17 protein-coding genes are annotated in these 21,263 nt (G+C 72.6%); 9 read left to right on the forward strand and 8 right to left on the reverse strand.

Going from position 1 to position 21,263, the window contains the following annotated elements:
• The first annotated feature begins 178 nt into the window (after positions 1–178).
• The gene (locus AB0F11_RS27020) at positions 179–436 is read left to right on the forward strand and encodes a DUF6343 family protein (RefSeq protein ID WP_362178769.1); all 258 of its coding nucleotides are present in this window, start codon (positions 179–181) and stop codon (positions 434–436) included.
• 51 nt (positions 437–487) lie between these two features.
• Here AB0F11_RS27020 and AB0F11_RS27025 read toward each other — a convergent pair whose 3' ends face one another.
• From AB0F11_RS27025 to rpsA, 4 genes are all read right to left on the reverse strand, one after another.
• A complete protein-coding gene (locus AB0F11_RS27025) occupies positions 488–877 on the reverse strand; it encodes a tetratricopeptide repeat protein (protein WP_362178772.1) in 390 nt (129 codons plus the stop codon).
• A gap of 165 nt (positions 878–1,042) precedes the next feature.
• The gene (gene coaE, locus AB0F11_RS27030; protein ID WP_362178775.1) at positions 1,043–1,657 is read right to left on the reverse strand and encodes a dephospho-CoA kinase; all 615 of its coding nucleotides are present in this window, start codon (positions 1,655–1,657) and stop codon (positions 1,043–1,045) included.
• Between the two features lie 153 nt (positions 1,658–1,810).
• The gene (locus tag AB0F11_RS27035) at positions 1,811–2,749 is read right to left on the reverse strand and encodes a PAC2 family protein (protein ID WP_362178778.1); all 939 of its coding nucleotides are present in this window, start codon (positions 2,747–2,749) and stop codon (positions 1,811–1,813) included.
• A 266-nt stretch (positions 2,750–3,015) separates the two neighbouring features.
• On the reverse strand, positions 3,016–4,521 hold the full coding sequence (gene rpsA, locus AB0F11_RS27040) for a 30S ribosomal protein S1 (RefSeq protein WP_361902070.1): 1,506 nt from the start codon (positions 4,519–4,521) through the stop codon (positions 3,016–3,018).
• 343 nt (positions 4,522–4,864) lie between these two features.
• Between rpsA and AB0F11_RS27045 the strand changes: the two genes are divergently transcribed.
• Positions 4,865–5,728 carry a class I SAM-dependent methyltransferase gene (locus AB0F11_RS27045; protein WP_362178781.1) on the forward strand — a complete coding sequence of 288 codons (864 nt, stop codon included), beginning with the start codon at positions 4,865–4,867 and terminating at the stop codon, positions 5,726–5,728.
• 3 nt (positions 5,729–5,731) lie between these two features.
• A complete protein-coding gene (locus AB0F11_RS27050; RefSeq protein ID WP_362178784.1) occupies positions 5,732–8,497 on the forward strand; it encodes an ATP-dependent helicase C-terminal domain-containing protein in 2,766 nt (921 codons plus the stop codon).
• On the opposite strand, the gene AB0F11_RS27055 is transcribed toward AB0F11_RS27050, so the two are convergent.
• The 3 genes from AB0F11_RS27055 to AB0F11_RS27065 form a co-directional block, all read right to left on the reverse strand.
• Positions 8,487–9,449: a DUF3068 domain-containing protein gene (locus AB0F11_RS27055; RefSeq protein WP_362178787.1), complete on the reverse strand. Its 963-nt coding sequence runs from the start codon at positions 9,447–9,449 to the stop codon at positions 8,487–8,489. The two genes, AB0F11_RS27050 and AB0F11_RS27055, sit on opposite strands and share 11 nt — an antisense overlap.
• Before the next feature lie 13 nt (positions 9,450–9,462).
• Positions 9,463–9,606, reverse strand: coding sequence for an SPW_0924 family protein (locus AB0F11_RS27060; RefSeq protein WP_362178789.1), 144 nt, complete (start codon positions 9,604–9,606; stop codon positions 9,463–9,465).
• Between the two features lie 77 nt (positions 9,607–9,683).
• The gene (locus AB0F11_RS27065; RefSeq protein ID WP_362178792.1) at positions 9,684–10,835 is read right to left on the reverse strand and encodes a lytic murein transglycosylase; all 1,152 of its coding nucleotides are present in this window, start codon (positions 10,833–10,835) and stop codon (positions 9,684–9,686) included.
• Between the two features lie 318 nt (positions 10,836–11,153).
• Here AB0F11_RS27065 and AB0F11_RS27070 point away from each other — a divergent pair, with 318 nt between their 5' ends.
• A complete protein-coding gene (locus tag AB0F11_RS27070; RefSeq protein WP_362178795.1) occupies positions 11,154–12,011 on the forward strand; it encodes a DUF4184 family protein in 858 nt (285 codons plus the stop codon).
• Positions 12,012–12,090: 79 nt separating this feature from the next.
• Here AB0F11_RS27070 and polA read toward each other — a convergent pair whose 3' ends face one another.
• The gene (polA, locus tag AB0F11_RS27075; protein ID WP_362178798.1) at positions 12,091–14,811 is read right to left on the reverse strand and encodes a DNA polymerase I; all 2,721 of its coding nucleotides are present in this window, start codon (positions 14,809–14,811) and stop codon (positions 12,091–12,093) included.
• Positions 14,812–14,956: 145 nt separating this feature from the next.
• On the opposite strand from polA, the gene AB0F11_RS27080 reads away from it, so the two are divergent.
• From AB0F11_RS27080 to AB0F11_RS27100, 5 genes are all read left to right on the forward strand, one after another.
• Complete coding sequence (locus AB0F11_RS27080; RefSeq protein WP_362178801.1) at positions 14,957–17,227, forward strand: FdhF/YdeP family oxidoreductase; 2,271 nt, start codon at positions 14,957–14,959, stop codon at positions 17,225–17,227.
• A 54-nt stretch (positions 17,228–17,281) separates the two neighbouring features.
• Positions 17,282–17,758, forward strand: a complete 477-nt coding sequence (locus AB0F11_RS27085; RefSeq protein ID WP_362178804.1) for a hotdog fold thioesterase — start codon at positions 17,282–17,284, stop codon at positions 17,756–17,758.
• Positions 17,759–18,034: 276 nt separating this feature from the next.
• Positions 18,035–18,445: a hypothetical protein gene (locus AB0F11_RS27090; protein WP_362178806.1), complete on the forward strand. Its 411-nt coding sequence runs from the start codon at positions 18,035–18,037 to the stop codon at positions 18,443–18,445.
• A gap of 534 nt (positions 18,446–18,979) precedes the next feature.
• A complete protein-coding gene (locus tag AB0F11_RS27095; protein WP_362178809.1) occupies positions 18,980–20,215 on the forward strand; it encodes a branched-chain amino acid ABC transporter substrate-binding protein in 1,236 nt (411 codons plus the stop codon).
• A 114-nt stretch (positions 20,216–20,329) separates the two neighbouring features.
• A complete protein-coding gene (locus AB0F11_RS27100) occupies positions 20,330–21,262 on the forward strand; it encodes a branched-chain amino acid ABC transporter permease (protein WP_362178811.1) in 933 nt (310 codons plus the stop codon).
• The last annotated feature ends 1 nt before the right edge of the window (position 21,263 follow it).

The raw sequence follows: 21,263 nt of genomic DNA on the forward strand, positions 1-21,263 counted from the left end.
GGCTGCGCTGTCACCTTGCCCCCTTCGCTGCCTTCTCGCCGGCTTCCGCAGGGATCTCGCGTCCCTCCGCCGAGTCTAGGCGTGGCCACTGACATCCGAGCTGAGCTGGGCGTTCGGGGCTTCGGGCCGCAGGTGGGACCATGGAGGGAGGGGCTGGACACGGCGAGGCGATGAGGCCATGCGTTCCGGAAACGAGCCGGTGACCGCCCGCAGTGCGCTGCGGCTGCGGTTCTGGCTGAGTATGTGGGGGCTGCTCTGGGCGGCCCTCGGCACGGCCCTGTTCTCGCTGACGGACCACCCCGGGTGGGCGGCGGCCTGCGGGGCGGTCGCGGTGATCGCGACCGTGGACCTGGCCGTCGTGCTCCACCACATCCACCAGGGCCCGCACTACCAGCCCGGACCGGACGTCCCCCCGTACGAGCCGCCCCACCACTGACCGCCCACGGCGCGCCCGCGCCCCGAGCGAGGGCCAGGCGCCGGAGCGGGCCTACGCGTCGAAGCGCGCGGCCGCGACGTAGTCCGGCTGCGGGTCGAGCGCCGCGGCGAGGCGGAAGTGCCGGCGCGCCCGGTCGGGCCGGCCGGAGCGCTCATGGGTGCGGGCCAGCGCGAAGTGCGCGAAGGCGTTGTCCGGCTCCCGTTCGAGGACGCGCTCGAACTCCTCGGCAGCCGAGCGCAGTTGGGCGGAGGCGAAGAACGCCCGGGCGCGCAGCAGCCGGGCCGACATGCTCTCGGGGTGGGCCGCTATGACCGAGTCGAGCAGCTTGAGTGCGCCGCGCGGGTCGCGCGCGGCCAGCAGCTGCTCTGCGGCACGGAAGTCGATGACGTGCGTCGCCGGGGACGCACCGGAGGACGAGGCCTGCGGCGTGGTGTCGGACACGGTCTGCTCCTTCCCTTTTCCCGGCGCGTTCAACGCACCGACCCGGGATCGCTATTCCACGGCGGCCGCCACTCCCGGCGCACGCACCGCACCCGCCCCGAGAGCGCCTGCCGCCTACGCCTCGCCCCCGTCTCGACCCGTGCCGCCCCGGCCCGCCCCGGCCCGTCAGGCCTGTGCGGAAGCCGCGGCCGCCCGGTCGGTGAGTTCCTTCCACACGGTGCGCACCTGGGGCTCCAGGGCCTCCAGCGGACCGTCGTTGTCGATCACCAGGGTGGCCACGGCGAGGCGCTGCTCGCGGGTCGCCTGTGCGGCCATCCGGGCCCGGGCCTCCTCCTCGGGCATCCCGCGCAGGGCGGTCAGCCGGGCGAGCTGCGTCTGGGGTGCCGCGTCGACCACGACGACCAGGTCGTACAGCGGCGCCAGGCCGCTCTCGGCGAGCAGCGGGACGTCGTGCACGACGATCGCATCGTCCCCGGCGGCGGCCTCCAGCTCGGCGGACCGGGCCCGGACCAGCGGGTGCACGATCGCGTTGAGGGTCTTCAGCTTCTCCTGGTCGGCGAAGACGATCGACCCGAGCCTGGGCCGGTCGAGCGTTCCCTCGGGGGTCAGCACGGACTTCCCGAAGGCCTCCACCACGGCCGCGAGGCCGGGCGTGCCGGGCTCCACGACCTCCCGCGCGATGCGGTCGGAGTCCACGACGACCGCCCCGTACCCTGCCAGCAGCCGCGAGACCTCGCTCTTGCCGGCACCGATTCCGCCTGTCAGGCCAACCCTCAGCATGCCCAGCAGACTAGACCCTGCGCCCGCACCCGCGTACGGCCGGGGCGGCACAAGGCCACCCCGGCCGGAACTCCGGATGCGGGGGTGCGGGAGCGGGAGCCCGGGAGCGGGAGCCCGGGAGCGAACCCCCCCGGACCCCGGAGCCCCGGGGAACTACCCCTCGCCCTCCCGCTCGGCGAGGAACCGCTCGAACTCCCGGCCGATCTCGTCCGCGGACGGGATCTCCGCCGGCTCGGCGATCATGTTGCCGCGCGTCTCGGCCCCGGCGGCCGCGTCGTACTGGTGCTCCAGGCCCTGGACCAGGGAGACGAGCTCGTCGTCGCCCTCGCGGATCTGCCGGTCGATCTCCGTCTGGGTGCGGTGCGCCTCGGTGCGCAGCGCGTGCGCCACGCCCGGCAGGACCAGGCCGGTCGCGGCCGTGATGGCCTCCAGTACGGTCAGCGCCGCGTCGGGGTACGGGGAGCGGGCGATGTAGTGCGGCACGTGCGCCGCGACGCCCAGCACGTCGTGCCCGGCCTGGCCGAGGCGGAACTCGACGAGCGACTCGGCACTGCCGGGCACCTGGGCCTCGTCGAACGGGCTGCGGTGGCCCGGCATGAGGTCGGTGCGGTTGCCGTGCGGGGTGATGCCCACGGGGCGGGTGTGCGGGACGCCCATGGGGATGCCGTGGAAGTTGACCGAGAGGCGCACGCCGAGGCGCTCGACGATCTGCCGGACGGCGACGGCGAAGCGCTCCCACTCCACGTCGGGCTCGGGGCCGGACAGCAGCAGGAACGGCGCGCCGGTGGCGTCCTGCACGAGGCGGACCTCGATGCTGGGCTCCTCGAACTCGGTCCAGTGGTCGCGCCGGAAGGTCAGCAGCGGGCGCCGGGCCCGGTAGTCGACCAGGCGGTCCGCATCGAAGCGGGCCACCACCTGGTGGGGCAGGGTGTCGAGGAGCCGCTCGACGATCTGCTCTCCGGTCTCACCGGCGTCGATGTACCCCTCGAAGTGGTAGAGCATGACCAGCCCGGCCGAGTCCTGGGCGAGCGCCAAGTCCGCCACCGCCAGGCCCTTGGCGTCCCATTCGTACAAACCCTGTGGATCAAGCACCGTCACCACTCCTCCTCGCGATCTCTCCGAAGAACGTGCGAGGGGGCCGGGCCATTCCCCGTTCGGCGGCATTCACAGGAACGCGCTGCGAGCGCCGGAAAACCCGCGCACCGCAAGCCCGCGCACCGCAAGCCCGCGTGCCGCGAACCCGAGTGCCGCGAACAAACGCGCACCGCAAACAGCAGCAAGGCCCGCCCCCTTGCGGGGACGGGCCTTGCCTTCAGCTCAGCTCACACCGGGGTGCGAGTGGTGCTGCGGTCCTGCGATCAGCTCTGGCCGCCGGCCAGCTTCTCGCGGAGCGCGGCCAGGGCCTCGTCGGAGGCCAGGGCGCCCGAGGTCTCGTCCGACTCCGAGGAGTAGGAACCACCCGAGATGCCCGCACCGGCGTTGCCGGCGGCCGGGGCGGACTCGCCCGCGGCAGCAGCGGCCTCGTCGGCCTCGCGGCTCTTGATGACCTGGGCCTGGTGCTGCTCGAAGCGGACCTGCGCCTCGGCGTACTGGCGCTCCCAGGTCTCGCGCTGGGTCTCGTAGCCCTCGAGCCAGTCGTTGGTCTCGGGGTCGAAGCCCTCGGGGTAGATGTAGTTGCCCTGGTCGTCGTAGGACGCGGCCATGCCGTACAGGGTCGGGTCGAACTCGACCGACGCCGGGTCGGCACCGAAGGACTCGTTGGCCTGCTTGAGGGACAGCGAGATCCGGCGACGCTCCAGGTCGATGTCGATGACCTTGACGAAGATCTCGTCGTTGACCTGGACGACCTGCTCCGGGATCTCCACGTGGCGCTCGGCCAGCTCGGAGATGTGGACCAGACCCTCGATGCCCTCGTCCACGCGGACGAACGCACCGAACGGAACCAGCTTGGTGACCTTACCCGGAACGACCTGGCCGATCTGGTGGGTACGGGCGAACTGCTGCCACGGGTCCTCCTGCGTCGCCTTCAGCGACAGGGAGACACGCTCGCGGTCCATGTCGACGTCGAGGACCTCGACGGTGACCTCCTGGCCGACCTCGACAACCTCGGACGGGTGGTCGATGTGCTTCCAGGACAGCTCGGAGACGTGGACCAGGCCGTCGACGCCACCCAGGTCCACGAAGGCACCGAAGTTGACGATCGAGGAGACGACGCCGGAGCGGACCTGACCCTTCTGCAGGGTGGTGAGGAACGTCTGGCGGACCTCGGACTGGGTCTGCTCGAGCCAGGCACGGCGGGACAGGACCACGTTGTTGCGGTTCTTGTCCAGCTCGATGATCTTGGCCTCGAGCTCCTTGCCCACGTAGGGCTGCAGGTCGCGGACACGGCGCATCTCGACCAGGGAGGCCGGGAGGAAGCCGCGGAGGCCGATGTCGAGGATGAGACCACCCTTGACGACCTCGATGACGGTACCGGTGACGATGCCGTCCTCTTCCTTGATCTTCTCGATGGTGCCCCAGGCACGCTCGTACTGGGCGCGCTTCTTCGAGAGGATCAGGCGGCCTTCCTTGTCCTCCTTCTGGAGAACCAGGGCCTCGATCTCGTCGCCGACCTTGACGACCTCGTTCGGGTCGACGTCGTGCTTGATCGAGAGCTCGCGGCTCGGGATGACGCCTTCGGTCTTGTAACCGATGTCGAGCAGGACCTCGTCCCGGTCGACCTTCACGATGACGCCGTCGACGATGTCGCCGTCGTTGAAGTACTTGATCGTCTCGTCGATCGCGGCGAGGAAGGCTTCCTCGTTACCGATGTCGTTGACCGCAACCTGCGGAGTGGTGGCGGTGGTCTCGGTGCTGCTCGTCATGTGGGAAAGGGCTCCGGTACGGACATTGAAGTCGTAGGTACTGCTACGCCGGGAGCCCTTATCGGCATCTGCCGAAGAAGCCGGACAGCCAAGGAAGCCCGGAGCCGCCTACAGCGACAGGGGCCTCGAGAACCGAGGGGACATCAACAGATGCAAGCGCAGCCTGCTAGGTCTGAGGAGCACAGGCTCGCAGCGCAACTTGTAGCATACGGGGGCAGCCGGGGACGGTCAATGCGCGAAGGCGCACACCGCGGGCGGATCACCGCACAACCGGCACAATTCATGGGCGGGCGGACCCCGATGGCCCTCCCGACCTCTTCCGCAGACTACGACGACGGGCCCCATGAACCAAGAGGACTACGTCCCCGAAGACGCGAAGTACGACACACCCGAAGGCGCCGGGGACGACGCCGATGCCACGCGCCGTGACGCCGACGACGCGGAGAGCAGCCGGGCCAGCCGCGGCTGGTGGGACCGCAACGCCGACGAGTATCAGAGCGAGCACGGCGCGTTCCTCGGAGACGACCGCTTCGTCTGGGGCCCCGAGGGCCTGGACGAGGCCGAGGCCGCACTCCTCGGCCCGGCCGACTCCCTCAAGGGCAAGGACGTCCTGGAGATCGGCGCCGGCGCCGCCCAGTGCTCCCGCTGGCTCGCCGCCCGGGGCGCCCGCCCCGTCGCCCTGGACCTCTCCCACCGCCAGCTCCAGCACGCCCTGCGCATCGACGGCGGCGCCGTGCCGCTGGTCGAGGCCGACGCCGGGCGCCTGCCCTTCCGCGACGGCTCCTTCGACCTCGCCTGCTCCGCGTACGGCGCCGTCCCCTTCGTCGCCGACCCGGTCAACGTCATGCGGGAGGTCCACCGGGTGCTGCGGCCCGGCGGCCGCTGGGTCTTCTCCGTGACCCACCCGATCCGCTGGGCCTTCCCCGACGAGCCGGGCCCCGAGGGGCTGTCCGTCTCCGCCTCCTACTTCGACCGGACCCCGTACGTCGAGCAGGACGAGCAGGGGCGCGCCGTGTACGTGGAGCACCACCGCACCCTCGGCGACCGGGTCCGCGACGTCGTCGCCGGCGGCTTCCGGCTGCTCGACCTGGTCGAGCCGGAGTGGCCCGCGTGGAACCGCCAGGAGTGGGGAGGCTGGTCCCCGCTGCGCGGCCACCTGATCCCCGGGACCGCGATCTTCGTGTGCGAGCGGGCGGACGGGGTCTGAGCCGTGGCCGCCTCGCCCGTACGCACCGCCGCCCTGGACGCCCTGCCCGTACGGGAGGCCGTGCCCGCGCTGCTGTCCGCGCTGGACGGCCCGGGCGGGCCGGGCACCGCTGTGCTGTGCGCCCCGCCCGGCACCGGCAAGACCACGCTGGTGCCGCTGGTCCTCGCCGGGCTCGTCGGCGACGGCCCGCGCCGCCGGGTCGTGGTCGCCGAGCCGCGGCGGATCGCCGCCCGGGCCGCGGCGCGGCGGATGGCGTGGCTGCTGGGCGAGCAGGTGGGCGGCCGGGTCGGCTTCACGGTGCGCGGGGAGCGCAAGGCCGGGCCGGGCACGGTGGTCGAGGTCGTCACCACCGGTGTGCTGCTGCAGCGGCTCCAGCGGGACCAGGAGCTGGCCGGGGTCGACGTGGTCGTCCTCGACGAATGCCACGAGCGGCATCTGGACGCCGACACGGTCGCGGCCTTCCTGCTGGACGTACGGGAGACCCTGCGGCCGGAGCTACGGCTGGTCGCGGCCTCGGCGACCACCGACGCGGAGGGCTGGGCCAGGCTGCTCGGCGGGGCGCCGGTGGTCGAGGCCGCCGGGGTGTCGTACCCGGTGGAGACCGTCTGGGCCCCGCCGGCCCGGCCCGTGCGGCCGCCGCACGGGATGCGCGTGGACCCGGCGCAGCTGGCGCACGTGGCCGCGGTGGTGCGGCGGGCGCTGGCGGAGCGGGAGGGGGACGTGCTGTGCTTCCTGCCGGGCGTGGGGGAGATCGCGAGGGTCGCGGCCCTGCTGGCCGGTCTCGACTCCGCCGTCGACCTGCTCCAGGTCCACGGCCGGGCACCGGCCGCCGTCCAGGACGCCGCGCTCGCGCCCGCGGACCCCGGCCGGCGGCGGGTCATCCTCGCCACGGCCGTCGCCGAGTCCAGCCTGACCGTGCCCGGCGTGCGGGCCGTGGTGGACTCCGGGCTCGCTCGGGAGCCGCGGACCGACCATGCGCGGGGGCTCGGCGCGCTGACCACGGTACGGGCCTCGCGGGCCGCCGCCCGGCAGCGGGCCGGGCGGGCCGGGCGGGAGGCGCCGGGGGTGGTGTACCGCTGCTGGGCCGAGGCCGAGCACGGCCGCCTGCCGGCCTTTCCCGCGCCCGAGATCAAGCTGGCGGACCTGACCGCGTTCGCCCTGCAGGCCGCCTGCTGGGGCGACCCCGAGGCGTCGGGGCTCGCGCTGCTGGATCCGCCGCCGGCGGGGGCGATGGCCGCGGCGCGGTCGGTGCTGTCCTCGATCGGCGCGGTGGACGCGGCGGGGCGCGCCACGCCGCGCGGCACCGTGATGTCCCGCCTGGGCCTCCACCCCCGCCTCTCCCGAGCCCTCCTGGACGGCACGTCCGCCCTCGCAGCGTCCGCCGGTGTTGCGCGCCGGGTGGCCGAGGTGGTGGCGCTGCTCAGCGAGGAGGCGCCGCGGGCGTACGGGGACGACCTGGTCGCCGTGTGGCGGACGGCGCGGGGCGGGGGCGATGCGTACGCGGCGCGCTGGCGGGCGGAGGCCAAGCGGCTGGCCGCGGCCCTGGCCACCGCCGAGCCGTCCCCCACCCCGCCCCTTCCCGCTGCGTCCGACAGCGGCTCCGCCGCGGCCCGGGCTTGCGACCCGGGCCGCCGCGCGCCGGGCGATCCGGCCTCGCCGGCGTTCGAGGCGCGGGGATCCGGGGGCGGAGCCCCCGGAGCGGGGCCGGGCGGAGCCCGGGGAACGGAGGAAGGGCGGGGCGGGGAGCACCAGGCTCCGGGCGGCGAAGCCGGGCGGCACGGCCCGGCCGACGACCACGTCGCCGGGGTCGTCGCCGCACTCGCGTTCCCGGAGCGCGTGGCGCGCCGCCGCGGGCCCGGGCAGTACCTCATGGCCTCCGGGACGGGGGCCGGCGTGGGAGAGGGGTCCCGGCTCGGGGACGGGGCCTGGCTGGCCATCGCGGTCGCCGACCGCGGAACAGGGGCCGGATCCGCCGACGCCCGCATCCGGCTCGCCGCCGGCCTGGACGAGCAAACGGCTCTGGCGGCGGCCGAGCACCTGCGGACCTCCGCGGAGGAGGTCCACTGGGAGGCCGGCGACGTCGTGGCCCGCGCAGCGGACCGCCTCGGCGCGATCCCCCTGCGCACCCGCCCCCTCCCCTCCCCCGACCCGGCCCTGGTCCGCGCCGCCCTCCTCGAGGGCCTCGCCGCCGAGGGCCCGGCGGCGCTGCTGCGCTGGTCCGCGGAGGCCGTGGCGCTGCGCGAGCGCCTCGCCTTCCTCCACCGCACCCTCGGCGCGCCCTGGCCGGACGTCTCCGACGAGGCCCTGCTCTCCCGCCCGGAGGACTGGCTGGAGCCGGAGCTCTCCACCGCCCGCCGCCGCGCCGACCTCGCCCGGGTCGACGCCGGCCAGGCCCTGCGCCGCCTCCTGCCCTGGGCCACCGGCGAGGCCGCCCGCCTCGACGAGCTGGTGCCGGAGCGGATCGAGGTGCCGAGCGGCTCCCGCATCCGGGTGGACTACTCCGCGGACCAGCCGGTCCTCGCCGTGAAGCTTCAGGAGCTGTTCGGCCTGGCCGAGACCCCGCGGGTGGCGGGGGTACCCGTACTGGTGCACCTGCTGTCACCGGCCGGCCGGCCCGCCGCGGTCACCGCGGACCTCGCCTCCTTCTGGCAGGGCGGCTACCACGCGGTCCGCGCCGAGCTCCGCGGCCGCTACCCCAAGCACCCCTGGCCGGAAGACCCGTCGACGGCCGAGCCGACCCGGCACACCAACGCCCGCCTCAGGCGGTAGGGCCGCGTCGGCCGCGGGCCTCGAGCCACAGCGCCAGCCCGAACAGGACGAACCCGCCCGCCGCCAGGCCGACGGGCGCGTACGTGTGCAGCGCGAGGACCTTCGTCCGGTTGGACTTCACCAGCGCGACGGTGTGCCGGCCGTAGTCCTCCCGCATCGTCACGTGCCCGGCGAACACGGTCAGCCGCCCCTCCGGCGCCCCCGCCGCGATGCCGCCGCGCATCTCCTGCTCGATGACCTGCTCGGCGTTGACGGGCGCCCCGGTCACCGGGTCGACCCAGAACATCGCCTTGGTCCGGTACCAGAGGCTGGTGCCGGTGCTCTGCTCGAAGGTCGCCGGGTCGATGCCCTCGATCGGCATCTTCTTCGGCAGCGATACCTTCGTCCAGGGCACGTCCTGCTCGTAGTAGTAGACGTCCATCCCCTTGTAGCGGCGCGGGCCGACGTAGTGGATGGGCGCGGAGGTGCGGGTCTGCGCGTCGAAGTAGAGGTAGTCGCGCGGCTCGGTGAAGAACGGCCACTTGAACTCGATGCCCTCGCGGCGGACCGGGTCCCCGTCCACCGACTCCCCGGTGGCGTGCACGGGGGCCTGGGTGTGGGCGTCGAAGATGTAGCGCTCCGGGATCTGGGAGACCATCTTCCCGTCCGGGCCGACGATGTGGGTCAGGGTGTCCCACACCACCACGTCCTTGCCGGCGCTCGCCTCGATCTCCCTCGACGCCTCGACGTTGCCCTTGAGGGTCTGGATGATCGTGACCTTGTCGACCTTCTTGGGCTGCATGCCGCCGGTGTAGTCGAGGAGGGTCGCGTCCTTGGCCTCCAGGACCACTTCCTGGTACTGGTTCGGCGGGATCTTGGCGAGCCGCGGGTACGCGTACCAGCGCAGCAGCGGCGCGAGGGCCGCGCAGAACACCGCCGCGGCGAGGAGGACGAGGCTCGCTCTGCGTCGCATGGCCGGGCCTCCCCTACTCCTGTCCGGGCGCGGTGGGCGCGGTGGTGAGCAGCGGCTTGGGCGAGGTCGTGCCTTCGGGCGCCCCGAGCGCCGTGACGGCGAGGACGAGGGCCAGCGCGGCGGCCAGCCCGATGGCGGCGGCGGCGAATGCGCGCATGCCGGTGCCTCCGGATCTGATTGGGCGTCAGGGCGGAGGCACCGTAGCAATGCGCGGCCGAGATGAGAACCGTTCGACTACGGCGTTCGTACGGAGGCGGAAGGCGTCGGCGAACCGGCACTCACGCCGGGGCTGGGCTTCGCGCTCGGGCCCGGGCTCGGGCTCCCGCTGGGCTTGGGAGTCGGTGTGGACGTCGGCTTCGGGCTCGGGGTGGGGGTCGGGGTGGGCTTCGGACTGGGAGTCGGCGTGGGCGTCGGCTTCGGGGTAGGCGTAGGCGTCGGACTCGGCGTCGGCTTGGGACTCGGAGTCGGCGTAGGCGTAGGCGTCGGGCTCGGCTTCGGCGTAGGCGTAGGCGTCGGCTTCGGGCTGGGCTTCGCCGGGGTGCCCGGGCCCGCGCCGTCCGGGATCTCGTGCGCGCCCTTGAGGTAGTACGCGAACCAGGACCGCACCGTCCGCAGGTATTCCGCGGACTGGTTGTACGAGAGCACCGCCCGGTCCAGGTCCGCGCCCGCCCGGAGGTCCCGTGTGCCCGCGCACAGGTAGCGCCCGGCCGCGAGCGCCGCGTCGTGGACGTTGTTCGGGTTGCGGCGGCCGTCGCCGTCGGCGTCCTGGCCCCACGCCGCCCAGGTGGACGGGATGAACTGCATCGGCCCGACCGCCCGGTCGTACACGGCGTCCCCGTCGTAGGCCCCGCCGTCGGTGTCGCGGATGCCGGCGAAGCCGTTGCCGTTGAGGACGGGGCCCAGGATCGGCTGCAGCGTGGTGCCGGCGGCGTCGACCCGGCCGCCGCGCGCGTGCCCGGACTCGACCTTCCCGATGGCCGCGAGCAGTTGCCAGCGCAGCCCGCACCCCGGATCGCTCTGTCCGATCCGCTGCTCCGCCAGCCGGTACGCGGCCAGCACGCTCGCGGGGATCCCCTGCGCTCCCTCCGCCCCGCCCATGGCCACGGGCTGGTTGGCGGACGCGGCCGCCGCGGCGGCCGGTTCGCTCCCGGTCCCCTGCGGCAGCGGGGCGGCGGACGGTTCGAGGCCGACCGGCGGCGGGAGTTCGGCGGACCAGGCACCGTCCCCGCCGGTTCCGCCCGCCGGGGCGGGGGCGGCCTGTGCGCCGGCGCCGCTCTCGCCGGCCGCGGCGATCCGGTCCGGGTAGGGCCCCTGAGAGGCGGTCAGCGCGGCGGCAACGAGCGCCGACACCACGGCGGTCGCCCCGCCTCTGGTCAGCGCGCGCACACCGCGCGCCGATATCCGATCCGCCAAACGGTCCGTCACACGGGCCGCCACACGATCCGTCACGCGATCCGTCACGCGATCCGTCACGCGGTCCGTCGCACGAGCCCTTAACCGAGCCGACATGAGCCGGATCCCCTCCCCCTCGACGTCGGCGTGACCCTACGTCAGCTCCCTTCACCCTGCACCGACCGGCAGCCAGGCTTCACCACTTCCCCACGTCACGTGCAGCTCACGCATACTGTCGGGACCGTTCGGGGCGCATTGGCCCGAAGTAAAGGAAGCGTGACCCGACTTCCTCCGAGTCCCCCACGAGGTGCCGTGCCGTTCACTCTCAGCCATGCCGCCGCCGTGCTGCCGGCGGTCCGCCGGTCCGGACGGGCGCGCGGTCCTCTGGTCGCGTCGGCGCTCGTCCTCGGCTCGTTCGCGCCGGACACCTTCTACTTCGGGGACGCCGTGGTCTCGGGCGTCATGCGGTACGGGGCGTTCACGCACTCCCTGGCCGGCGTGTTCACCGCGGACGCCGTGCTGACCGCCGGGCTGGCGGCCTGCTGGGTGCTGTTGCGCGAGCCGCTGGTGGCGCTGGTGCCGCGGGCGTGCCAGGGCCGCGTCCACGCCCTGGTACGGGGCGAGCGCTGGCGCGGCGGCCGCCGCCGGCCGGCGGTGCTCGCGCTGTGGTTCTACCTGTCGGCGGTGGCCGGCTCCCTGACCCACGTGGTGTGGGACGGCTTCACGCACCTGGACCGGTGGGGGACGAACGCCCTGCCGTGGCTGGGCGAGCCGATCGCCTTCGGCCTGCCGCTGTACACGTACGCGCAGTACGGGTCGTCGGCGCTGGCGGCCGGGGTCCTGCTCTGGTTCGCGGTGACCGCGCTGCGCCGGCAGCCCGACCGGCCGGCGCCCGCGGCGGTGCCGGTCCTCGGGCGTGCCGGGATCCTGTACGCGGCGCTCCTGCTCGCGGCGGGCATGGCGGTCGGAACGACGCTGCGGGTGATGCGCTTCTTCACCTTCTACGACCGGATCCGCTCGCCGCTCGACATCATCCCGACCGTCTGCTTCGGCGCGGGCGCCGGCCTCGCCGTGGCCCTGGTCGTGTACGGGGCCCTGGTCCGGCTCCGCCACCGCGGCGCCGGCCACCGGGCGCCCGAGGAGTCCCGTACGCCCGTCCCCGCTCCGTGACCCCAAAACGCACCGACCCCCGCCTGACCCGGTGGGGCAGGCGGGGGTCGGCGGGGCGGGCGTCGGGCCGCAGGCGCCGTCAGTGGGCCGCGGACTCCCAGTCGGGGCCGACGCCCACCGAGACGTCCAGCGGGGCGCGCAGTTCGACGGCGTGGGCCATCTCGCGGCGGACCAGCTCCTCCACCCGCTCGCGCTCGCCGGGGGCGATCTCCAGGACGATTTCGTCGTGGACCTGGAGCAGCATCCGCGAGGCCAGGCCTGCGTCGGCGATCGCCTTGTCCACGCGGAGCATGGCGACCTTGACGATGTCGGCGGCGGTGCCCTGGATCGGCGCGTTCAGCGCCATCCGCTCGGCGGCCTCTCGGCGCTGGCGGTTGTCGCTGTTGAGGTCGGGCAGGTAGCGGCGGCGGCCGAAGATCGTCGCCGTGTAGCCGGTGGCGCGGGCCTCGTCGACCACGCGCTGGAGGTAGTCGCGGACCCCGCCGAACCGCTCGAAGAAGGTCTCCATCAGGCCGCGCGCCTCGGCCGGCTCCACGCCCAGCTGCTGGGCGAGGCCGAAGGCGGAGAGCCCGTACGCGAGCCCGTACGACATGGCCTTGATCTTGCGGCGCATCTCGGCGTCGACCTCGGAGCGCTCCACCGAGAACACCTGGGAGGCGACGGTGGTGTGCAGGTCCTCGCCGGAGGCGAAGGCCTCGATCAGGCCCTCGTCCTCGGAGAGGTGGGCCATGACGCGCAGCTCGATCTGGCTGTAGTCGGCGGTCATCAGGGACTCGTACCCCTCGCCGACGACGAAGCCGCGGCGGATGGCGCGGCCCTCGTCGGTGCGCACCGGCACGTTCTGCAGGTTGGGGTCGGTGGAGGACAGGCGGCCGGTCGCGGCGACGGTCTGGCTGAAGCTGGTGTGGACCCGGCCGTCGGCGGCGATCGTCTTGACCAGGCCCTCGACGGTGACGCGCAGCTTGGCCTGCTCCCGGTGCCGCAGCATGATCACCGGAAGTTCGTGGTCGGTCTGCGTGGCGAGCCAGGCCAGGGCGTCGGCGTCGGTGGTGTAGCCGGTCTTGGTCTTCTTCGTCTTCGGCAGGTCCAGCTCGCCGAAGAAGACCTCCTGGAGCTGCTTGGGCGAGCCGAGGTTGAACTCGTGGCCCACCGCCGCGTGCGCCTCCTTCACCGCCTGCTGCACGGCGCCCGCGAACTGCTGCTCCATTGCCTCCAGGTGGTCGCGGTCGGCGCCGATGCCGGCCCGCTCCATCCGGGCCAGCAGCTCGGACGTCGGCAGCTCCATGTCGTGGAGCAGTTCGGCGGCGCCCACCTCGGCCAGCTTGCCGGTGAAGGCCTCGCCGAGGTCGAGGACGGCGCGGGCCTGCGCCATCAGCGCATCGGCCTCGGCGCTGTCGTCGGCGCCGAAGGCGAGCTGGCCGTCGGCGGCCGGGGGCTGCAGCTCGCGGCCCAGGTACTCCACGGACAGCACGTCGAGGGCGAAGGAGCGGCGGCCCGGCTTGACCAGGTAGGCGGCGAGCGCGGTGTCCATGGTGACGCCGGCCAGGCTCCAGCCGTGCTCGGGGAAGACCCGCATGAGGCCCTTGGCGTTGTGCACGGTCTTGGGCCGGGCCGGGTCGGCGGCCCAGGCGGCGAAGGCCTTCTCGTCGGCCTCGTCCAGCTCGGACGGGTCGAACCAGGCGGCCGCGCCGTCGGCCGCGGCCAGTGCGACCTCGCTCACATTGCCCTGGCCCAGCGCCCAGCTGTCCACGGTGGACACGCCGAGGGGGCCGCCCGCGTGGCTCTCCAGCCACGGCGCGAGCTCGCCCGCACCCAGCACCGTGCCGTCGAGCTCCACGCCGGCCGCCGGGGCGGGGGCCTGCTCCTGCTCCGCGCCCGGGTCCACCGCGAGCAGCCGCTCGCGCAGCGAGGCGTTGCGGATCTCCAGCACGTCCAGCACGCCGGTCAGGGCGGAGCGGTCGTAGGGGGCGCGGGCCAGGTCGGCCGGGGTCTTGGGCAGCTCGACGTCCTTGACCATCTCGGTCAGGACGCGGTTGAGCTTCACGGCCTCCAGGTGGTCGCGGAAGTTCTGCCCGGCCTTGCCCTTGACCTCCTCGGCGCGCTCCACCAGCTGCGCGAACGACCCGAACTGGGTGATCCACTTGGCGGCGGTCTTCTCGCCGACGCCCGGGATGCCGGGCAGGTTGTCGGACGGGTCGCCGCGCAGCGCCGCGAAGTCCGGGTACTGCTGCGGGGTCAGCCCGTACTTCTCCTCGACCTTCTCCGGGGTGAAGCGGGTCAGCTCCGAGACGCCCTTGGTCGGGTACAGCACGGTGGTGTGCTCGGAGACGAGCTGGAAGGAGTCCCGGTCGCCGGTGACGATCAGCACCTCGAAGCCGAGCGCCTCCGCCTGCGTGGCGAGCGTCGCGATCACGTCGTCGGCCTCGAAGCCGTCGACGGCGAACCGCGGCACGTTCATCGCGTCCAGGAGCTCGCCGATCAGCTCCACCTGCCCCTTGAAGTCGTCGGGGGTCTTGGAGCGGTTCGCCTTGTACTCGGGGAACTCCGTCGAGCGCCACGTCTTGCGCGAGACGTCGAACGCCACCGCGAAGTGCGTGGGCGCCTCGTCGCGCAGCGTGTTCGCGAGCATCGACGCGAAGCCGTAGATGGCGTTCGTCGTCTGCCCGGAGGCCGTGGTGAAGTTCTCCGCGGGCAGCGCGAAGAACGCCCGGTACGCCAGGGAGTGCCCGTCCATGAGCATCAGGCGGGGGCGGTCCGCTGCGGTCGTCTGGTCGGTCTTCTTCGATGCGTTCTCTGCCACGTCCCCGATCCTAGGCGGCCCCGCCGACAATTCCGGAGTCGGCGATGTCGCCCGGGCGTGACAGGATCGGACGCATACGCGAATGCGCCGCGGCCCCGGGCCGCGGCGCTCTGCTCGACTGCTCGACTGCTCAAAGGGGAGCGACATGGCCGCCAAGCCGCCCGCAGGTGATCCCGTCCAGGACGCGCCGCAGGTCGCGCCCCCGCAGCACGCCGCGGCCGGCCTCCCCGCGATCAAGCACACCCTGCAGATCGCGCAGGCGCAGATGGGCCTGGCCCGCACCGCCCGCACCCTGCTCAAGGTCAACCAGAAGGACGGCTTCGACTGCCCCGGCTGCGCCTGGCCCGAGGGCGACAAGCGGCACACCGCCGAGTTCTGCGAGAACGGCGCGAAGGCCGTCGCCGAGGAGGCCACGCTGCGCCGGGTCACCCCGGACTTCTTCGCCGCCCACCCGGTCGCGGACCTGGCCGGCCGCTCCGGGTACTGGCTGGGCCAGCAGGGCCGCATCACCGAGCCGATGTACCTGGCCGAGGGCGCCGAGCGCTACGAGGCGGTCAGCTGGGAGCGGGCCTTCGCGATCATCGCCGAGGAGCTGCGCGCCCTGGCCTCCCCCGACGAGGCCCTCTTCTACACCTCGGGCCGCACCAGCAACGAGGCCGCGTTCCTGTTCCAGCTCTTCGCCCGCGAATTCGGCACGAACAACCTGCCCGACTGCTCCAACATGTGCCACGAGTCCTCGGGCTCGGCCCTGAACGAGACGATCGGCATCGGCAAGGGCAGCGTCACCCTGGAGGACCTCCACCAGGCCGACCTGATCATCGTCGCCGGGCAGAACCCGGGCACCAACCACCCGCGCATGCTCTCCGCCCTGGAGAAGGCCAAGGCCGGCGGGGCGAAGATCATCTCGGTGAATCCGCTGCCCGAGGCCGGCATGGAGCGGTTCAAGAACCCGCAGACCCCGCTCGGCATGCTCCGCGGCACCGCCCTCAACGACCTGTTCCTGCAGATCCGCATCGGCGGCGACCAGGCCCTCTTCCGCCTCCTGAACAAGCTGGTCATCGAGACCGAAGGCGCCCTCGACGAGGAGTTCATCGCCGAGCACACCCACGGCTTCGACGCACTGCGCGCCGCCGCCCAGGACGCCGACTGGGCCGAGACCCTCACCGCCACCGGCCTGACCCGCCCCGAGATCGAGCGCGCCCTGGCCATGATCCTGGCCTCGAAGCGCACCATCGTCTGCTGGGCGATGGGCCTGACCCAGCACAAGCACGGCGTCGCCACCATCCGCGAGGTCGTCAACCTGCTCCTGCTGCGCGGCAACATCGGCCGCCCCGGCGCCGGCGTCTGCCCCGTGCGCGGCCACTCCAACGTCCAGGGCGACCGCACCATGGGCATCTTCGAGCGCCCCGCCCCCGCCTTCCTCGACGCCCTCGACCGGGAATTCGGCATCACCTCGCCCCGCCACCACGGCTACGACGTGGTCCGCTCCATCGAGGCCCTGCGCGACGGCAAGGCCAAGGTGCTCTTCGCGATGGGCGGCAACTTCGTCGGCGCGACCCCCGACACCGAGGTCACCGAGGCCGCGATCCGCCGCGCCTGCCTGACGGTGCACGTCTCCACCAAGCTCAACCGCTCCCACGCCGTCACCGGCCGGCGCGCCCTGATCCTGCCGACGCTGGGCCGCACCGACAAGGACGTCCAGGCCTCGGGCCGGCAGTTCGTCACCGTCGAGGACTCCATGGGCATGGTCCACGCCTCCCGCGGCAACCTCGCCCCCGCCTCCCCGCACCTGCTCTCCGAGCCGGCGATCGTGGCCCGCATGGCCCGCGCCGTCCTCGGTGACGCCTCCGCCACCCCGTGGGAGGAGTTCGAGCGCGACTACGGCGCCATCCGCGACCGGATCGCCCGCGTCGTCCCCGGCTTCGAGGACTTCAACGCCCGCGCCGCCCGCCCCGAGGGCTTCCGCCTCCCGCACGCCCCGCGCGACGAGCGCCGCTTCCCCACCAAGACCGGCAAGGCGAACTTCACCGCCGCGCCCGTGGAGTACCCCGACCTCCCCGAGGGCCGGCTGCTGCTGCAGACCCTGCGCAGCCACGACCAGTACAACACCACCATCTACGGCCTCGACGACCGCTACCGCGGGATCACCGGCGGCCGCCGCGTCGTCCTAGTCCACCCCGAGGACGCGGCCCTGCTCGGGCTCGCCGACGGCGCGTACACCGACCTGGTCGGCGAGTGGAAGGACGGCGTCGAGCGGCGCGCCCCCGGCTTCCGCGTCGTGCACTACCCGACCGCCCGAGGCTGCGCGGCCGCCTACTACCCCGAGACGAACGTGCTGGTCCCGCTCGACTCCACCGCGGACACCAGCAACACCCCTGCGAGCAAGTCCGTCGTCGTGCGCTTCGAACCGGCCTGATAGAACGACGTCAGGACAAGATGGTTAACGAGCGTTGACGAACGGAGCCGGCCCATGGGCGAGCAGCACGCTGTGAAGTTCCCGCAGGAGGTCCTCGACGAGTACGCGGCCCTGGGCATCGACCTGCCCGCGCTGTTCTCGGCGGGCCACCTCGGCGAGCGGATGGACATCCGCATCCTCGAGGCCTCCGCGGACCGCGTGGTCGGCACCATGCCGGTCGAGGGCAACACCCAGCCCTACGGACTGCTGCACGGCGGGGCCTCCGCCGTCCTGGCCGAGACCCTCGGCTCGGTCGGCGCGATGCTCCACGGCGGCATCAACAAGATCGCCGTCGGGGTGGACCTCAACTGCACCCACCACCGCGGGGCCCGCTCGGGCCTGGTCACCGGCACGGCCACGCCCGTGCACCGCGGCCGCTCCACCGCCACGTACGAGATCGTCATCACCGACGAGCAGGACCGCCGGGTCTGCAGCGCCCGCCTGACCTGCCTGCTGCGCGACGGCGGGGCCGCCGCGGCCGCCGACGCCTGACACCCGCCCGGAGCCCGCGCTCCGGCCCCGCCCGGCCCCCGCAGGCCCGGATCCCGCCCCGCCGAAGGGCAGGATCCGGGCCTGCCGCGCTCCACGGCGGCGCCGCGCCCCGTACGCGAGCCTCGTCCGCGAGCCGCGTACGCGAGCGCCGCGCGCGGCCCGATCCGCGATCCGCGGGCCGCCCGACCCGCCCGCAACCGCACGGAATCCGCCAGTCCGCACCCGGTGCCGCCCCGGCCGTTGTGTCACCGAAGGTGACGGCCTACCGTCCTGGACATGGGTACGCAGCCACCCCGCACGGCCCGCCACGGCGCCGCCGCCCTCCTCGCGGCGCTCGCCCTGTTCGCAGGCACCGCCTGCACCGCATCCGCCCCCAAATCCCCCCGGGAAACGGAACCCAGCCCGTCCTCACCTGCCCAGGTATGCACAAGTCTGGTTGGCTACTGGGCGAAAGAGGCCCTGAAGGGCAGTAAGTGGGCCGGCCTGGACTGGGAGCAGAAGGGCCTGTCGAACGAGCAGTACGCGATCCACGAGGAGGCCGTCGCCGCAGGCCGCGCCGAGGAGCGAACTCACGGTCTGGACAAGGCACTTGAGGCGGTCGACCGGCTCGTGGCGCAGCGCTGCGCCGAGCAGAACGGGGCCACGTGGAGCTCGGAGAACTGGCGGCCGCCCAGCCCGGCCGGGTGACCGGAATCCCGCGCACCGTGTCCGCCTTCCGGGCATCGGGCACCGCGGGGCGCCCGCGCAGGTCGGGGGCAGTGCGGGCCCACCGACCAAGATCCAATCACCCGAAGTGGATCAAGAAGCGTCATTACCCTCAGTAATGCCCACGCCCCACAGAATCCCCTTTTTCCCGCGCGGAATGCCACCCCGGGGATTGTTTCGGACACGTACCGCGACATTCGGCCGGTTTTGATCGATGACAGGACCATGAGGCCCTCAAGCCCCTTAGAGATCCGGGGAATTCTCGCGATGTGGACATTCTCCGACGTCGCCAAACGTCCGATCTGTCCGAACTCTCACCACGCATTCTTGGTTTTGGCATAACAAGACAGTCACATCCTCCTTTGCCCGCTCCCCGCGCTCGCCACCTCGGGCCTAGAGTCACGGCCAGTCACCGCGCCACTCGGCGCAACCCAGCACGGCCGTGGAACTCCCAGTGCGGCCCGGCGACCCATCGGCACCTCAACTGAGGCGGCCGCGCCAGGGAAAGGAAGAATCGTGCGACACCGTTCTCTGCTTGTCCTCACCACCGTGATCACCACGGGAGCACTGACCCTCACCGCCTGCGGATCGCGCGACGCGGGGAAGACCGGGGACAAGGCCGACGGCTCCAAGACCGTCGTCGTCATCGGCGTGGACGCCCCTCTGACCGGTTCGCTCTCGGCCCTCGGCCAGGGCATCAAGAACTCGGTCGACCTCGCGGCAAAGACCGCCAACAAGAACAATGAGGTCCCCGGCGTCGAATTCAAGGTCGAAGCGCTCGACGACCAGGCAGTTCCTGCCTCCGGACAGGCAAATGCCACCAAGCTCGTAGGCAACAAGGACGTTCTCGGCGTCGTCGGCCCCCTGAACTCGGGTGTCGCCCAGCAGATGCAGGGCGTCTTCGCCTCCGCCAACCTGGCGCAGGTCTCCCCCGCCAACACCAACCCCGCCCTCAGCCAGGGCGACAACTGGGGCAAGGGCGAGTTCAAGCGCCCCTTCAAGACCTACTTCCGCACCGCCGCCACCGACGTCGTCCAGGGCAAGTTCGCCGCCCAGTACCTCTTCAAGGACGCCGGCAAGAAGAAGGTCTTCGTCGTCGACGACAAGCAGACCTACGGCGCCGGCCTCGCCGGCATCTTCTCCGAGGAGTTCAAGAAGCTCGGCGGCGAGGTCGTCGGCACCGACCACGTCACCGTGAAGGAGACCGACTTCTCCTCCACCGCCGACAAGGTCAAGTCCTCCGGCGCCGACTCCGTCTACTTCGGCGGCCAGTACCCCGAGGGCGGCCTCCTCTCCGACCAGATCAAGAAGACCGGCGCCAACGTCCCGCTCTTCGGCGGCGACGGCATCTACGACCCCGCCTTCATCTCCGCCTCCGCCGAGGCCAACGACGGCGACCTCGCCACCTCCATCGGCGCCCCCGTCGAGAAGCTCGACACCGCCAAGAAGTTCATCGAGGACTACAAGGCCGGCGGCTACAAGGACCCCTACGCGGCCTACGGCGGCTACTCCTACGACGCCGGCTGGGCCGTCATCCAGGCCGTCAAGGCCGTCGTCGCCGCCAACAACGGCAAGGTCCCGACCGATGCCCGCGCCAAGGTCGTCGACGCCCTCGGCAAGGTCTCCTTCGACGGCGTGACCGGCAAGGTCTCCTTCGACGAGAACGGCGACACCACCAACAAGCAGCTCACGGTCTACAAGGTCGAGGGCGGCAAGTGGATCGACGTCAAGAGCGACACCTTCAACCAGTAGTCGCCACGCCTCACGGCAACCACACCTGACCCACCCCAAGAACAAAGCCGCGCGAGGGCGCAAACAGCGCCCTCGCGCGGACTCTTATCCGACACGCACATCGGAGGCCCTGCGGTGCACGAACTGCCGCAACAGCTGGCCAACGGCCTGTCCCTCGGTGCCCTTTACGGCCTCATCGCCATCGGGTACACCATGGTCTACGGCATAGTCCAGCTCATCAACTTCGCCCACGGCGAGATCTTCATGATCGGGGGCTTCGGCGCCCTCACCACCTACACCGCACTCCCGAGCGGAACCTCGCTCCTGGTGGCGATACCCCTCATGATCCTTGGAGGCGCCCTCGCCTCCGTCGCCGTGGCGACCGCTGCCGAACGCTTCGCCTACCGCCCCCTGCGCAGCGCCCCCCGGCTGGCACCCCTCATCACCGCCATCGGCCTCTCGATCGCGCTCCAGCAGCTCGTCTGGCAGTTCTACCCGAACGCCAAGAAGGCCGTGACCTTCCCCGAGTTCACCGGCAAGGCCTTCCAGATCACCGACAACCTCGCCATCCAGCGCTCGGACGCCTTCGTCCTGGCCCTGGCCCCGCTCTGCATGCTCGCCCTCGGCCTCTTCGTCGCCAAGAGCCGCAGCGGCCGCGCCATGCAGGCCACCGCCCAGGACCCCGACACCGCCAAGCTGATGGGCATCAACACCGACCGCATCATCGTCATGGCCTTCGCCATCGGTGCCGCGTTCGCCGCCGTCGCCGCCGTCGCCTACGGCGTCGACAAGGGCCAGATCAACTTCGAGATGGGCTTCATCCTCGGACTCAAGGCCTTCACCGCAGCCGTCCTCGGCGGCATCGGCAACATCTACGGAGCCATGGTCGGCGGCGTCGTCCTCGGCCTCGCCGAGTCCCTCTCGATCGCCTACATCGAGGACATCCCGGGCATGCAGCAGCTCGGCGGCGGTGCCTGGTCCAACGTCTGGGCCTTCGTACTCCTCATCGTCGTCCTCCTCGTGCGGCCCCAAGGCCTGCTCGGCGAACGCGTCGCGGATCGGGCGTGAG

The organism is Streptomyces sp. NPDC032472 (assembly GCF_040636955.1).
Lineage (GTDB): Bacteria > Actinomycetota > Actinomycetes > Streptomycetales > Streptomycetaceae > Streptomyces.

What these genes read in the sequence shown, in the direction of transcription:
- AB0F11_RS27090 (WP_362178806.1), top strand. Translation starts at nt 18,035, where the DNA reads ATGGGTACGCAGCCACCCCGCACGGCCCGCCACGGCGCCGCCGCCCTC.
- AB0F11_RS27045 (WP_362178781.1), top strand. Translation starts at nt 4,865, where the DNA reads ATGAACCAAGAGGACTACGTCCCCGAAGACGCGAAGTACGACACACCC.
- AB0F11_RS27085 (WP_362178804.1), top strand. Translation starts at nt 17,282, where the DNA reads ATGGGCGAGCAGCACGCTGTGAAGTTCCCGCAGGAGGTCCTCGACGAG.
- coaE (WP_362178775.1), bottom strand. Translation starts at nt 1,657, where the DNA reads ATGCTGAGGGTTGGCCTGACAGGCGGAATCGGTGCCGGCAAGAGCGAG.
- AB0F11_RS27055 (WP_362178787.1), bottom strand. Translation starts at nt 9,449, where the DNA reads ATGCGACGCAGAGCGAGCCTCGTCCTCCTCGCCGCGGCGGTGTTCTGC.
- rpsA (WP_361902070.1), bottom strand. Translation starts at nt 4,521, where the DNA reads ATGACGAGCAGCACCGAGACCACCGCCACCACTCCGCAGGTTGCGGTC.
- AB0F11_RS27080 (WP_362178801.1), top strand. Translation starts at nt 14,957, where the DNA reads ATGGCCGCCAAGCCGCCCGCAGGTGATCCCGTCCAGGACGCGCCGCAG.
- AB0F11_RS27060 (WP_362178789.1), bottom strand. Translation starts at nt 9,606, where the DNA reads ATGCGCGCATTCGCCGCCGCCGCCATCGGGCTGGCCGCCGCGCTGGCC.
- AB0F11_RS27020 (WP_362178769.1), top strand. Translation starts at nt 179, where the DNA reads ATGCGTTCCGGAAACGAGCCGGTGACCGCCCGCAGTGCGCTGCGGCTG.